At 69.7% G+C, this 12,188-nt stretch carries 16 protein-coding genes, 1 tRNA gene and 1 pseudogene; 8 read left to right on the top strand and 10 right to left on the bottom strand.

Annotated elements, in window-relative coordinates; genetic code table 11:
* Positions 1 to 86: 86 nt before the first annotated feature.
* Positions 87 to 377 (top strand): hypothetical protein, encoded by a 291-nt coding sequence (locus A6F73_RS22500; protein ID WP_063349432.1) that lies wholly within the window; start codon positions 87 to 89, stop codon positions 375 to 377.
* A gap of 180 nt (positions 378 to 557) precedes the next feature.
* Positions 558 to 872 (top strand): hypothetical protein, encoded by a 315-nt coding sequence (locus A6F73_RS22495; protein ID WP_063349431.1) that lies wholly within the window; start codon positions 558 to 560, stop codon positions 870 to 872.
* 186 nt (positions 873 to 1,058) lie between these two features.
* Here the strand turns inward: A6F73_RS22495 and A6F73_RS22490 are convergent, their stop codons facing one another.
* On the bottom strand, positions 1,059 to 2,111 hold the full coding sequence (locus A6F73_RS22490) for an alpha/beta hydrolase family protein (protein ID WP_063349430.1): 1,053 nt from the start codon (positions 2,109 to 2,111) through the stop codon (positions 1,059 to 1,061).
* A 114-nt stretch (positions 2,112 to 2,225) separates the two neighbouring features.
* On the opposite strand from A6F73_RS22490, the gene A6F73_RS22485 reads away from it, so the two are divergent.
* On the top strand, positions 2,226 to 2,843 hold the full coding sequence (locus A6F73_RS22485; protein WP_063349429.1) for a TetR/AcrR family transcriptional regulator: 618 nt from the start codon (positions 2,226 to 2,228) through the stop codon (positions 2,841 to 2,843).
* 67 nt (positions 2,844 to 2,910) lie between these two features.
* On the opposite strand, the gene A6F73_RS22480 is transcribed toward A6F73_RS22485, so the two are convergent.
* The 7 genes from A6F73_RS22480 to A6F73_RS22455 all read right to left on the bottom strand — a co-directional run bounded on the left by A6F73_RS22480 (position 2,911) and on the right by A6F73_RS22455 (position 7,192).
* Positions 2,911 to 3,465: a hypothetical protein gene (locus A6F73_RS22480; protein WP_159398511.1), complete on the bottom strand. Its 555-nt coding sequence runs from the start codon at positions 3,463 to 3,465 to the stop codon at positions 2,911 to 2,913.
* A gap of 142 nt (positions 3,466 to 3,607) precedes the next feature.
* Positions 3,608 to 4,084 carry a GNAT family N-acetyltransferase gene (locus tag A6F73_RS22475; RefSeq protein ID WP_063349427.1) on the bottom strand — a complete coding sequence of 159 codons (477 nt, stop codon included), beginning with the start codon at positions 4,082 to 4,084 and terminating at the stop codon, positions 3,608 to 3,610.
* A gap of 190 nt (positions 4,085 to 4,274) precedes the next feature.
* Positions 4,275 to 4,358, bottom strand: a tRNA-Leu gene (locus A6F73_RS22470).
* Positions 4,359 to 4,419: 61 nt separating this feature from the next.
* Complete coding sequence (locus A6F73_RS22465; RefSeq protein ID WP_107452929.1) at positions 4,420 to 5,748, bottom strand: hypothetical protein; 1,329 nt, start codon at positions 5,746 to 5,748, stop codon at positions 4,420 to 4,422.
* Positions 5,749 to 5,880: 132 nt separating this feature from the next.
* Positions 5,881 to 6,129 (bottom strand): DUF397 domain-containing protein, encoded by a 249-nt coding sequence (locus A6F73_RS22460; RefSeq protein ID WP_244293466.1) that lies wholly within the window; start codon positions 6,127 to 6,129, stop codon positions 5,881 to 5,883.
* Between the two features lie 21 nt (positions 6,130 to 6,150).
* On the bottom strand, positions 6,151 to 6,282 hold the full coding sequence (locus tag A6F73_RS44405) for a DUF397 domain-containing protein (protein WP_347878550.1): 132 nt from the start codon (positions 6,280 to 6,282) through the stop codon (positions 6,151 to 6,153).
* Positions 6,245 to 7,192: a transcriptional regulator gene (locus tag A6F73_RS22455; protein WP_063349424.1), complete on the bottom strand. Its 948-nt coding sequence runs from the start codon at positions 7,190 to 7,192 to the stop codon at positions 6,245 to 6,247. The genes A6F73_RS44405 and A6F73_RS22455 overlap by 38 nt, the downstream gene beginning before the upstream one ends.
* 162 nt (positions 7,193 to 7,354) lie before the next feature.
* Between A6F73_RS22455 and A6F73_RS22450 the strand changes: the two genes are divergently transcribed.
* The 4 genes and pseudogenes from A6F73_RS22450 (at position 7,355) to A6F73_RS40545 (ending at position 9,241) form a co-directional block, all read left to right on the top strand.
* Entirely contained in the window at positions 7,355 to 7,807 is a 453-nt protein-coding gene (locus A6F73_RS22450) for an ATP-binding protein (RefSeq protein ID WP_159398510.1), read from the top strand.
* A gap of 14 nt (positions 7,808 to 7,821) precedes the next feature.
* Positions 7,822 to 8,376, top strand: coding sequence for a hypothetical protein (locus A6F73_RS22445; RefSeq protein WP_063349423.1), 555 nt, complete (start codon positions 7,822 to 7,824; stop codon positions 8,374 to 8,376).
* A 263-nt stretch (positions 8,377 to 8,639) separates the two neighbouring features.
* Positions 8,640 to 8,993: pseudogene (locus tag A6F73_RS22440) on the top strand (IS982 family transposase); the annotation flags it as partial.
* Positions 8,994 to 9,103: 110 nt separating this feature from the next.
* Positions 9,104 to 9,241: a hypothetical protein gene (locus A6F73_RS40545; RefSeq protein ID WP_244293465.1), complete on the top strand. Its 138-nt coding sequence runs from the start codon at positions 9,104 to 9,106 to the stop codon at positions 9,239 to 9,241.
* A gap of 19 nt (positions 9,242 to 9,260) precedes the next feature.
* On the opposite strand, the gene A6F73_RS22435 is transcribed toward A6F73_RS40545, so the two are convergent.
* Both A6F73_RS22435 and A6F73_RS22430 read right to left on the bottom strand, forming a co-directional pair.
* A complete protein-coding gene (locus A6F73_RS22435) occupies positions 9,261 to 10,262 on the bottom strand; it encodes a hypothetical protein (RefSeq protein ID WP_063349422.1) in 1,002 nt (333 codons plus the stop codon).
* Between the two features lie 138 nt (positions 10,263 to 10,400).
* Positions 10,401 to 11,321, bottom strand: a complete 921-nt coding sequence (locus A6F73_RS22430; RefSeq protein ID WP_063349421.1) for an NAD-dependent epimerase/dehydratase family protein — start codon at positions 11,319 to 11,321, stop codon at positions 10,401 to 10,403.
* Between the two features lie 128 nt (positions 11,322 to 11,449).
* Here A6F73_RS22430 and A6F73_RS22425 point away from each other — a divergent pair, with 128 nt between their 5' ends.
* Positions 11,450 to 12,166, top strand: coding sequence for a TetR/AcrR family transcriptional regulator (locus A6F73_RS22425; protein WP_063351429.1), 717 nt, complete (start codon positions 11,450 to 11,452; stop codon positions 12,164 to 12,166).
* Positions 12,167 to 12,188: the final 22 nt, after the last annotated feature.

Genomic DNA, 12,188 nt, shown 5'->3' with positions numbered 1-12,188 from the left:
CAGGGCTGTGACCTGCGGCGGATCGGGGCAGTCCTCCGGCGCAGCCGCCATCCGCGGCGGCTCCCCGGACACTCTGGAGTGACGACATGCGACGGATCAGCAAGGCGCTCGGCGCGGTGGCCCTGGCCGCGGCGGTGGCAGTGGCGGTGCCCGGCTCGGCCCAGGCGGCCACTGGTCAGCTGCGGGTCGGGTTCAAGACCTACAACAACCCCTCGGGCTGCTACCAGAGCGACATCTGGCCCCTCATCGTCGAGAACCTCACCGACAAGCCCGCCGACGTCCACGATCGGCCGGGCTGCGAGGGGCCCGTCATCGGTGTGGTGAACCCGGGCGAGACCAAGACGTTCGAGTTCGGCGCGAGCGTGAGAATCGCCTGACCCTCCGGACGGCGAAGAGGCCGGTCGATCCGACGTGATGTCGGGGCGGCCGGCCTCTTCGGTTCGCTGCCGTCGCCAGGGCACGCAACGGGATGACGTGTTCATGCGAATGGGTCGATACGCGGGTGGACTGCAAGGGAACTGTCTGCGGAGCCCCATCCCCATCAAGGAGGTTTCCTCATGAAACGACTGCTCTTCGTCGCCGGCATGGCCACCGCCGTCCTGGGCCTGACCGGTGTCGGCGCCGCCGGTGCGGCCGACGGGAGCGCGCACGGCGTCCCCGGCAAGCGGGTCGGTGAAGTGATCCGGTGCAACGAAGTGAACGCCGACCTGCCGAACGTGATGGGCCGCGACTGCGACAGCACCACCTGGGGGCCGCTGAGCAACTTCACCCTCATCGACCGGGGTTCGGGCGGGGCGTACCAGTGCCAGAGCGGCTGGGCCGAGGGCGGCCTGTGGGTGAACGGGCAGGGCTGTCGCCCCATCCCCGCCTGATCGGCAGCCGGCTCCGGGTGCCGGTGCGATCGACACCCCTCCGCCGCTGTGGAACCAGAACGGCCGGTCGACTGTCGAGTCGACCGGCCGCTCCTGCGTGGCGAACCGACACAGTCCCAGACGAAGGAAGCCGTCCCGGACCTGAACCGACTGCCACGGTGAGCTCCCTACGGCAGGAGCGCCGGATCAGCCGGCCAGGGTGTCCTTCAGCCAAGGGGTGATCACGGCCATCGCCTCGCCGAAGCGCGAGATGGCGCAGTGGCCGGTGTCCGGGATCAGTTCTACCCGGGTGTCCCGGCGCCCCTCGAACACCAGGGTGTCGTCCAGTGGGACGTGGACGTCCTCAGTGCCGTTGACCACCAGCATGGGCCCGTTGGCGTCCTGGTCCAGCAGCGGGCGCAGGTCGAATGCCGCGAAGGCCTTCTCCAGCTCGGCCCCGCTCGGCGCGGCGTCGAAGCCCAGGGCGTTGCCGACGATGCCGTCCATGCCGAAGGCGAAGCCGCGACCGGGAGCGAAGGAGCGTTCCACCGGGCCACCGAGCACCACGGAGGCGTCCACCGCCCCCGTCAGTCCGGTCCGGGCGGAGTAGTAGCCGCCCATCGAGATGCCGAAGTGGCCGACCTTTCCGTTGCCGGCCGCGCGGGCAAAGGAGACCAGTCCGGCGATGACCTCGGCCCCACCGTCCGGGGTCATCGGCAGGTGGGCGGTCTCGCCGGTGCCGGGGAGGTCGAACAGCAGCAGCCGCGCCGGGAGGGTGAACGCGAGCTGCTCCCACATGCCGTGCAGGTCGGTCTTCCAGGAGTCCACGCCGCCGCTGGCCAGCACGACCGGCGCGTCGGCGGGCAGGCCGGGGGCGGCCATCAGGTGGATCGGCAGGGTGGCGTCGCCGCCGCGGTACGGGACGGTGACCATGCGGCGCTCGAACTCCACCGGGAAGCCGGGGGCCGCGAGGACGTACTGCCCGACCTGGCGGGCGAGCGCGGTTCGCTTCGGGTCGTCGGCGAGCGAGGGGAACTTGGCCCAGCCGTACGCCTGCGCGGCCAGACGGTGGCGCCCGGCCTCGGCGTGCCGGGCGGCGAGGGCGGACCACTCGTACACCCAGCTGCCGGGCCGGTCGGGCCACATCTCGGTGATGGCGGCGCGGACGGCGTCCACCTCGTCGGCGGGGAGGCCGAGGGTCATCTGCGGGTAACGCTCGACGAACAGGTCCTGCGGGTCCAGGGGCCAGGTGAAGGACATAGTGGTGCCTCCTGCTGCACTTAAAGCCGGGACGCTTGCATTAACGACTATGCGCCCGAGCAACACCTAATGCAAGCGCTCTTGCGTTAATGTGGTGGCCGAGGTGATCGACACATGACCGAAGAAGAGCCGGAGCCAACGCCGGAGCCGGAGCCGATCCGCCGCCGCCCGGGCGGCCGTGCCGCGCGCGTCCGCCAGGCCGTTCTGGCCGCCGCCGCGGAGGTGCTGGCCGAGGAGGGCATCGACCGGCTCAGCATCGCCGCGGTCGCGGCCCGCGCAGGGGTCAACGAGACCACGGTGTACCGGCGTTGGGGAAGTCGGGAGAAGCTCGTACTGGACACCATGCTCACCGGCAGCAACGAGGGCATCCCCGTCCCCGACACCGGAGCCGTCCGCACCGACCTGGCCGCCTTCGCCCGCGCGCTGGCCGAGTACCTCGCCACCCCGACCGGCCGTTCCGTCGCCCGGGCGGCCGCACTCAGCTCCGACGACCCTGACCTCGCCGAGGCCTGGCAGACCTTCTGGCAGTCCCGCCTCGACCAGGCCGGCGTCATCGTCAGCCGGGCCGTCGAACGCGGGGAACTCCCGACGGGCACCGACACGGCCCTGGCACTGGAACTGCTCTGCGCCCCGCTCCAGACCCGCTGCCTGCTCGGTCACCGCCCGATCGAGCCGGATCTGCCGGAGCGCCTGACGGACATGGTGCTGAACGGCCTCCGAGGGACGACCTGAGAGGGACGACCTGAGAGGGACGGCCTGAAAGGGAGGAGCCAGGGAACCGCCCCGCGGCAAGGTGGTGTCAGCGAGGAGCCTCCGTTGCTGCGGGAGGCATCAGGCAGGGGGTCTTGACCAGGAAGAGGAGAAGTCCTCCCTTCGTGGTCTCAACGGTGATCAGGTACCGGCTCGACGCCTGGGATGCGTCGAGGGCTGTGTCCACCTTGCCGTTGGCGCTCTCCCGATAGCCGTCGATCTTGAAGCCCTGCTGCTCAAGCATCGAGCGGACCTTGCGGATGGCTTCGGGGTGCTGTTCGAGCGGGGCGGAGCTGTGGACCGCGTACGACAGCTTGTACCGGCCGTCCTTGACGACCTCGTCGTTCCTGCCGACACAGTCGGTGAAGAGCGGCTCGACGCTGCCGGTGTCGAGGGTGATTTCAGCTGTCTGCGCCATGTACTCGGTCATGTGCTTGGCCCAGTCCTGGGCGTCCTGGCGGGCCTTGACCGGAAGAGGATCGCTGGGGCCGGGCGTGGACGCGCATCCTCCGAGGATCAGTGGCAGGCAGAGCGCCAGCGCGGCAGCGCCCAGGCGTCGGGCTCCGACACCGCGTGCGGCGGGTCGTGGAAGGGGGATCGGCACAGTGAAGTTCCTTGCGGCCGGGACGGGGGTGAGCAACCGGAACAGCCGGGCCGGCCGTGGTTGCGGATCTCACCGACGGCGCGGGAGACCGTGGAGCGGGCGGTGCGTGGAGCTGGGCGAGCGCGGCGGCGTGCGGCCGCCGTCACGTCACGGGGCGAGGGTGCGTCGCCCCAGTCTGCGTCTGGCAGAGGTAGAACAGTTCGGGGTCGCCCTCATCAAGGCCGTGGAGAAGGCCGACCGCCCTCCACCCTGCTCGTTCCAGCAGCCGCTGCATGGGGTGGTTGGAGACGTTGGTTGAGGTGAACAGCTTCGGGGTCTCGCACGAGGCCGCTACGGTGTCCAGCAGCCGAAGGCCGACGCCTCTGCCACGGGCGGATGGTGCGACCATCAGCATCGTGACGAAGCCCTGATCGAAGAACGTGTACTCAACTACGCAGTAGCCGAGCAGGCCGGACGTACCGTCCGCTACGACCACCAGGCCCTGCCGGCACCACCTTCGGATACTCGCCACCCGCTCCCGGTCACCCGCAGCCGCGACCGAGTCGATACCTACCAGCGTGTCCGCTTCTGGCTCCTTGGCACGACGCACAACGAATTCGCCGGGGTCCACTGCATCCATGGGGCCATGCTGTCAGTTCGCACCGAGAGCCTGCTCTGCCTCTGGCCTTCTGCCGCGGGCCAGGCCGCAAGCGGCCACAACGGCCCTGAACGGGCGGGGCTCGCTCCTGCTTCACCAGCCCAACGCCGAGACGGCGTCTCCGGACAACAGAACGGCCGGTCGACTGTTGATTCGACCGGCCGTTCATATGTGCGCGAGGGGGGAGTTGAACCCCCACGCCCTTTCGGGCACTGGAACCTGAATCCAGCGCGTCTGCCTATTCCGCCACCCGCGCATCTGGGTGATGTGGAATAGCTTAGCCCATCCGCGGGGGTGCTCCGAACCAGGTGGGAGGGTCAGTAGCTGAGCTGCTCGACGATCCAGTCGACCAGCACGCGGGAGACGTGGCTGTGCTCGGTGTTGGCGTCGTCGAACTTCACGGCGTCCAGGTGGCCGTTCTCCAGGGCGGCGTCGGTGATCGCGGCGGCCGGGTCGACGTCCCACTTCACCGGGTCGAAGTCCAGCGCCACCGCACTGACGGCCGGCACGAAGGTGCCGCTGCGGTAGTCCTCGGAGATCTTCGCCTTGAGCGCGTCCGCGACCTTGCCGAAGGAGTCCAGGGTCCCGCCGGGCACGGCGTCCAGCGCCGGGACGTCGCTGGTGGTGCTGCGGCGCACGGCCAGGCCGAGGTGCATGCCGCCGATCCGCTGCTTGTCGCCCTTGTTCGGCTGGAAGCGGGCCGTGGCGCTGGCGATCAGCGCCTGCCAGTCGAAGGCCACCTCGCCCGCCGGCAGCGGGAGACCGGCCCCGTCGCGGCGGCCGTTGGAGACGCCGAGCTTGCGCGGGATCTGCGGGAAGTTGCCGACCCGCGCGAGATCGGCGAGGAACTCCTTGCGCAGGTCGCTGGAGGTGGCCACCGGGCCGGAGTACTTGGCGTTCTCGACCCACGCCCAGAGCAGTTGCTGAGCGGCGGGGCTGCGGATCAGGTCGGCCTGCTTGACGCCGTCCGGCCCGGCCGGGGTGTAGTCCTCGAAGAAGTACGCCATCTGCTGGAGGACGAGCGGGATCCAGGCACCGTTGTGCGGCGAGTCGAAGGAGAGGTACGTCCCCGTCTGGTGGTCCATCCGCTCGGTCTCCAGCTTGGCGAGCGCGTAGCGGGTGATGATGCCGCCCATGCTCACCCCGCCGACGGTCAGCCGCTCGTCACCGATGCGCTCCGCGATGGACCGGAAGACGGCGTCGATCACGACCCCGGCGTTGGCCTGGATGTGGGTGTGCCGCTCGGTGAAGCCGATCAGCACGATGTCGTAGCCCCGGCTGAGCAGTTGGTCGAAGAGGCCCGGTCCACCGTCGGCGGCGGTGCTGAAGTAGGCGAACAGGCCGGGGAGGTCGCTCGGGCCGTAGTTGAAGCCGTCCGCGAAGAGGAAGGGCTTGCGCAGGCCGATCTTCGGGTTGGCGTAGTAGACCGCCGCCTGCCCGGTCGCCGTCTGCCCCTTGTACGGCGAGCCGGTCAGCTCCCACGTCACGTCGGCGTCGCGGCCGGCCCGCTCGCCCGACAGCGCGCTGGTGAACCAGGCGCCGGGCGAGATCGAGTTGGCAATCTCCGCCAACTCGGCCTTGGTGGGCTCCGCCTGACCTTCCTTGAGGGCCGTCAGGGCAACGTCGATACGGGGTTCTTGTGCCATGGAGGTACCGCCTCGGTCGATGCGAGCAGGTCATGTGCGCACAGTGATCGACCGTAGTGGCCTGGTTACTCAAGGCACCACCGACGCACCGGAACTGATCGAAATCGTTCGGGTGCGACAGGGGATGACCGGCTAGAGCAGGAGCTCGCCGGCCCGGACAGCGGCGATGAAGGAGTCCCAGGAGGCGGCGGGGAAGACGAGGGCCGGGCCGTCGGGATCCTTCGAGTCACGCACCGGGACGGCGTCGGGAAGGAAGCCGGGGGCCACCTCGATGCAGTTGCCTCCGTTGTTTCCGCTGTAGCTGCTCTTGCGCCAGGCGAGGGCGACCTCGATGCAGTCGCCTCCGTTGCCGCCGCTGTAGCTGCTCTTGCGCCAGGTCAACACAGCTGCCTCCTTGGAGACTTACGCCGGAAAGTCGCCCTCACGGACGGCCGACACGAAGGCTTCCCAGGCCGTCGCAGGGAAAACAAGGGCCGGACCCTGCGGGTCCTTGGAGTCACGCACGGGGACGAGGCCGGGGAATCCGGGGGCCACCTCGATGCAGTTGCCGCCGTTCGTACCGCTGTAGCTGCTCTTGCGCCAACTGGCCGCGTCGAGCTCGTTGCGCATCATCTTTGAACCCTTCCAGCGCCTCGGCAATCAGCGCGAGCGATTCGGTCACTGTGAGCGCATCGCCACGAAGCCGATCATAGCGCCGCCGATGCCCGGAAACGATGGCCGGATCGTCGCCAGGATTGCCCCTGTCAAGGCTCTCCGAGTACACCGAGTGTCGACCGTCCGGCATCTCCAGAAGGACCATCGAGGTGTCGATGATGGTCGTCCGAGCCGTGAACGGCACCACTTGGATGATGATGTTCCCAAGCCGGGCAATGTCCAGCAGGTGCTGCATCTGTCGTGCCATCACCTTCGGTCCGCCGACTACCGATCGAATGGCACTTTCATCCAGGAGAACGACCAACTGCGGCCCACCCTCGACGAGGAACCGCCCCTGCCGTGCGAGCCGCGCCGCAACCCGCTCCTCGATTACCTCAGGGCGTTCATCAGTCCCGCCCGCCTCGAACATCGCTCGCGCGTAATCCCTGCACTGAAGCAGCCCAAACATGTAGTCGGTCTGGAACACCTGGAGCCCGACCGCCTCAGCCTCCGTGTCGACATGGGTCTGAAACCAATCCGGGTGTTCAACCTGAGCGTTCCAGTCCACCTTCCCCCAGATCCGCCTCAACGCACCGCCCGTGTTGAGTAGTTCGTCGGCCTTCTCCACCATTTCCGGCGGCATACGGCGCTGACCGGTCTCGTACCTGGTGATGTTCGTCCGGCTGCAGTGCAGCAGCTTGCCCAGCTCCTCCTGGGTGTAGCTGGCCAGCTCGCGGTAGAACCGCAGCTCCTCGCCGAACAGCTCGGCCGAACTTGCCGTCAACTCCCGCTTGAACCGCCGATGTGCCACAGCCGGCCCCCTCACGCACCACGTGCCCCTGGCACCCGATTTCGGCCATCACCGTACCTCTGGAACCTCGATGATTGACACCAGAGCGCAATCATTCGCATGCACAGCGTGATTGCGCACTACCCTCGCGCTCCCCCATCCGCCCCCTTGAGGTGCCCCGCCATGCTCAAAATCCGTACCGCCCACCGCCCCCGCCCGTTCGCGGCCCGCCTGGACTCCCGCACCGAATCCACCCCCATCGCCCGGCAGTTGCTCCGCGCCTACCTCGCCGCACTCCCCACCGGCGACCGCTACCGCGACACCGCCGAACTCCTCCTCGGCGAACTCTTCGCCAACGCCGTCCAACACACCGCCGACGCCCCCACCGACCGCCTCATCGAAGTCCACTTCGCCCTCACCAACGACCGCCTACGCCTCGAAGTCCACGACGCCGGCACCGGCCACCCCTCCCTCCACACCCCCACACCCGACGACGAACACGGACGCGGCGTCCTCCTCGTCAACGAGCTGGCCGAGAAATGGGGCTGCTGCCCCCGCGCCGGCGGCGTCGGCAAGTTCGTCTGGGCCCTGATCGCCCCCGCACCCACCCCCGTTTCCACCCTCCTCACCGTCTGAACAAGGTGCCCACCATGCGACTGCCCCTCACCGCCCGCCACCTGTTCGACACCGGCTCCACCCCCGCCGACACCTACGCCACCCTCGCCCGCCACACCCGCGAACCGCTGCGCTCCGCCCGCGCCGTCTGCATCGCCCTCGGCATCCCCGCCGCCGAGACGCAGCGCCGCCTCAACGACTGCTACGACGCCCTGCTCGCCACCCCCCGCCCCGGCACCGAGAACGACACCGGCGAACTCCTCGAAGCCCTCGGCGTCTTCGACATCCCCAAGACCCCCGACAGCCGCGACCTCGCCATCATCGAACTCTTCCTCACCGCCATCGACGCCCACGGCAGCATCCGCGCCGGCCACCAACACGGCCTCACCCGCTGGTTCACCACCGGCAACCTCACCACCGCCTACCTCTCCCTCACCACCACCCCACCCCACCCCACCACCGGCAACCCCACCCACTACTGGACCACCCTCACCACCGCCGGCGAACTCCTCACCACCACCACCCCCGACCCCCGCCTCAAGCACGCGCTCGCCCACTGCCGAAACCGCGCCCAAGCCGCACGTTCATGACGAAGCGGGCTATGGCTTCACGCCGCGCAGCCTGGAGACCGCCGCAGCCCAACTCGCTTGCGCCCCGGCAGACATCCCCGCCAATGTCCACCCGCCGACCGCCCAATGAGCATCTTCCAGCCTGAAATGGCCGGCCGCCCGGGTGCGTATCTCGTTCACCAGGGTCAGGGCCTGCCACCAGGGCCGCAGTGGCCTGATTCTGCCTAGATGAATGATGCCAAGGGCTCGCTGGCGCGCATGACATGAAGCGAGGGAGTCCAGAGATCGGCATCGCGCCCCGACTCAGTGATGCCGAGCTGGTCACCCTCCCCGTGATGCAGGCCCTTCTCGGCTTCACCTCCGAGCGCCGGTGGATCCGCCACGCCGATGCCCACCTGCGTCATCCCTTCCCGTACCTGCTCGGGCAGTCGGGCTACAACCGGCGGTTGCGCAAGGCCGCCGACCTGATCGCACAGGTCAACCGGCTGCTGGCGACCGACACCTCGCTGTGGACCGACACCGTGTGGGTCGTCGACTCCACACTGGTGGAGTGCGGGCGCTCCCGCGAGACGGCCAAGCGCTCCGACCTGGCCGGATGGGCCGAGTACGGCTACTGCGCCAGCCACTCCCGGTTCTTCTGAGGCCTGCGCCTGCACCTGGTGTGCACCCTGCACGGGCTGCCCGTCGCCTTCGCGCGGCGGTGGCGCGCGCGGGGACTGCGGGCCGAGTTCCACGACCGGATGGGGGCATGGTCCGCGAGGACGCCGGCCGCGACCCGGAGCCGACCGCCGCGGTGATCGACGCGCAGTGCCTGCGCGCGGCGGCCACGGTGCCGGCGTCCTCACGCGGATACGACGGCGCGAAGAAGGTCCCCGGGCGCAGGTGACGGTGGGCTCGGCGTTCGGTTAGTCCGCGGCGACGCGGGTGCAGCGCGGCTTGACCGGGCGGCCGGTCATGCCGGCGCTGCTGTGCGGCGCCGGTGGCACATGGTGGTGCCGGGCGACCGCCACAACGGACGCCACCATGCCAACGGCCAGCAGGGCCAAGGCCGTCAGGGTCGCACCGTCGGGGTGGACGAGCGACTGGCCGCGCAGCGCTTGCCAGGTCAGGATCGCCAGCACGCCCGCGTAGGTCCCGGTCGCCACCAGGACCAAGCGCAGGCGCGTCCGCTCGTCGGCCAACCGCGGGAACCTGCGGGACAGTGTGATCAGCAGCCAGGCGAAGAGCGGGATGGCCTGCAGCGCGTGCATTCCGACGAAGTGGGGGATGCGCAGGTCGCCGCCGGTGCTGCTCCAGCCGGTGATGGCGATGCCGGGCGAGTCGTCGGCGACGCCGACGCTGTGTGCCCCCACGATGCCCACGGCGGCCCCGCTGCGCATGGCACCGAGTTGGGCAGGGGTCGGGCTGGTCATGAGGAAGCCGAATGCCATGCCCACCAGTGCGAGGAGCAGGCCGAGCCGGACGGACCAGGTGGCCGCGCGGTCCCCGGTCCGCTCGCGGAACAACCTGGCCGCGATGCCGAGGTTGGCCAGCCACAAGGTGACGATCGAGGCGGCCATCGCGAACCAGAGGCCGGCGTCCAGCGGTGTGGCGACGTTGAAGTGGCTCTGCCTGCCGCGGAGCACCTGGCCAACGACGACGACCATCTCGATCACGTTGGCGGCGGCAATCGTCGTCCCGAGCCACCAGACCCAGCGGGGGGCCGTGCGGCCCAGGGACAGCATCCACGCGAGGGTCACCGAATAGATCGCGATGGAGAGGGAGAACTTGAAGGGCTTCAGCCAGATCGGCTCCCCGACCAGGATCCGGTCGTCGACCGCGAGGCCGACGGCGGATGCCAGGGCGAGGGCCGCCATGGCAGCGGCGAGCAGTACCAGCGGGCGGTGCCAGAGGCGGATCGTCATCATTTCCTCGGAGAGTGGACTGCACGGCGTTGCTCTACGCCACGCTGTGCTCGGAGTTGATTCACTGAACGCGGCTTCGGCCCGCTCCTGACTTCGCCGCAGGGTCTGCACAGCCCGACAGCCGATGCCGCGCACGTGGCGCTACCGGCCGAGCCGCGCCCGCCACCACTCGACGGTTGCCCCCAGCGCCTCGTCGATCGGGGTCGACACCTCGCCGAAGGTCGCGGTGTACGCCTGGGAGTCGAGCACGAACGGCCGGTCGAACTGGTACTGCACCTCCCGCAGTTCCCCGAGCATGGGGTTGACCAGGCCGACCAGGTGGAGTGGCCACCAAGGAATCCGGCCGACCCTGGCCGGCGGCAGACCCGCCAGCCGGCACAGGTGCCGGACCGCCTCCCGGGTCGACAGCGGCGGGGCGGTGGGAACGTGCCAGGCGCGCCCCCACGCCCGCTCGTCGGTACCAAGCCGTACGAGCGCACGGGCGATGTCGGGGATATAGGTGAAGCTGTGCGGTGCGTCCGGGTTGCCGATCAGCCTGACTGCACGGCCGGCCAGGAGCGCGGGCATCATCCGCTGGGCGAGGTGGCCGGCCTCGGTGACGCCGGGCCCGAAGAAGTCCGAGGCGCGCGCCTCCGCGACGCGGATCCGGCCGGCCTGGTGCCGGGCCAACGCGTCGCGCCACATGCCGATGCGGACCCGGGCCTTGGTGCCGGTGCCTGCGAGCGGCAGGTCCTCCGTGATGGGGGCGTCGACGGGGCCGTAGCCGTACAGGTTGCCCATCGTCACCAGCACCGAGCCGGCGGCCTCCGCCGCGTCGAGGAGGGCGTTCGAGATCGGCGGCCAGTCGGTGGGCCACCGGTGGTACAGCGGGCTCGCGCAGTTGTAGATCACCTCGGCGCCCTTGGTGGCTTGCCGGAGTGACGCCGTGTCAGTGACGTCGAGCGCCGTACTCCCGTCGCCGCCGGAGCGACTCAGGACGACGACCTCGTACCCCTGTTCGTCGAGCAGTCGCGCCGTGGTGGCGCCGACGGGGCCCTTGCCGATGACGATGTGCCGTGCCATGCAGGTCCTCCTGGAGAATTGAGAGAGCAGTGCTCTCTTCATTGAGGAGTGTTCGCGCAGCGGCGGGGAGAAGTCAAGAGCAGTGCTCTCTCTTGTGTGCACTGCTCTCGAATGAGAGGATGAACGGCATGACGGCATCGCAGACCGCGCGGCAGCTGGCCCGCGCCGAGCTCACTCGCGCGATCAAGGAAGCCGCCACTCGCCAGCTCGCCGAGACCGGGGCGGCCGCGCTGTCGCTCCGCGCGGTGGCGCGTGACCTGGGCCTGGCCTCCTCGGCGCTGTACCGCTACTTCCCCAGCCGGGACGCACTGCTCACCGCGCTGATCATCGACGCGTTCAACGCGGTCGGAGCGGCCGCGGAGTCAGGGGCGGCGTCCGCCGCTCCCGCCGATCCGGGCGCCCGGTGGCTTGCCGCATGCCGGGCGGTCCGCCAGTGGGCCCTGGCCCACCCGCACGAGTTCGCCCTGGTCTACGGCTCGCCCGTCCCCGGCTACCAGGCCCCCACCGACACGGTCGACCCCGCCACCCGGGTCACCCGCCTGATGGCCGGTCTCGTCGTCGAGGCACACGCCTCGGGCCTCCTGCGACCCCCCACGCAGCCGCTCCCCGGGCCGAGGCTCGTCGCCCAGCAGGTGCTCGACAGCGCGGGAGGGGCACCGGCCGAACCGTACGCGGACCTGGTGGAACGGTCGCTCACCCTGTGGATCTCCCTGATCGGCACGATCAGCTTCGAGCTGTTCGGTCACCTGAACGAGGTGATCACGGACTACCCCGCGTACTTCGACGCCGCCATGACCATTGCCGCCGAGGCAATCGGGCTCGATGTCCTGTCGCCTCCTGCGTGACACCCCACTACCAGCGGCCTGG

It is taken from the genome of Streptomyces sp. MJM8645 (genome assembly GCF_001625365.1).
GTDB lineage: Bacteria > Actinomycetota > Actinomycetes > Streptomycetales > Streptomycetaceae > Kitasatospora.
This window is presented reverse-complemented; position numbering and strand designations above follow the sequence as displayed.

Bases quoted from the DNA above. Each gene is read 5' to 3' on its own strand.
- A6F73_RS22500 (WP_063349432.1), top strand. From the start codon at position 87: ATGCGACGGATCAGCAAGGCGCTCGGCGCGGTGGCCCTGGCCGCGGCG.
- A6F73_RS22495 (WP_063349431.1), top strand. From the start codon at position 558: ATGAAACGACTGCTCTTCGTCGCCGGCATGGCCACCGCCGTCCTGGGC.
- A6F73_RS22490 (WP_063349430.1), bottom strand. From the start codon at position 2,111: ATGTCCTTCACCTGGCCCCTGGACCCGCAGGACCTGTTCGTCGAGCGT.
- A6F73_RS22485 (WP_063349429.1), top strand. From the start codon at position 2,226: ATGACCGAAGAAGAGCCGGAGCCAACGCCGGAGCCGGAGCCGATCCGC.
- A6F73_RS22475 (WP_063349427.1), bottom strand. From the start codon at position 4,084: ATGGATGCAGTGGACCCCGGCGAATTCGTTGTGCGTCGTGCCAAGGAG.
- A6F73_RS22465 (WP_107452929.1), bottom strand. From the start codon at position 5,748: ATGGCACAAGAACCCCGTATCGACGTTGCCCTGACGGCCCTCAAGGAA.
- A6F73_RS22450 (WP_159398510.1), top strand. From the start codon at position 7,355: ATGCTCAAAATCCGTACCGCCCACCGCCCCCGCCCGTTCGCGGCCCGC.
- A6F73_RS22445 (WP_063349423.1), top strand. From the start codon at position 7,822: ATGCGACTGCCCCTCACCGCCCGCCACCTGTTCGACACCGGCTCCACC.
- A6F73_RS40545 (WP_244293465.1), top strand. From the start codon at position 9,104: ATGGTCCGCGAGGACGCCGGCCGCGACCCGGAGCCGACCGCCGCGGTG.
- A6F73_RS22435 (WP_063349422.1), bottom strand. From the start codon at position 10,262: ATGATGACGATCCGCCTCTGGCACCGCCCGCTGGTACTGCTCGCCGCT.
- A6F73_RS22430 (WP_063349421.1), bottom strand. From the start codon at position 11,321: ATGGCACGGCACATCGTCATCGGCAAGGGCCCCGTCGGCGCCACCACG.
- A6F73_RS22425 (WP_063351429.1), top strand. From the start codon at position 11,450: ATGACGGCATCGCAGACCGCGCGGCAGCTGGCCCGCGCCGAGCTCACT.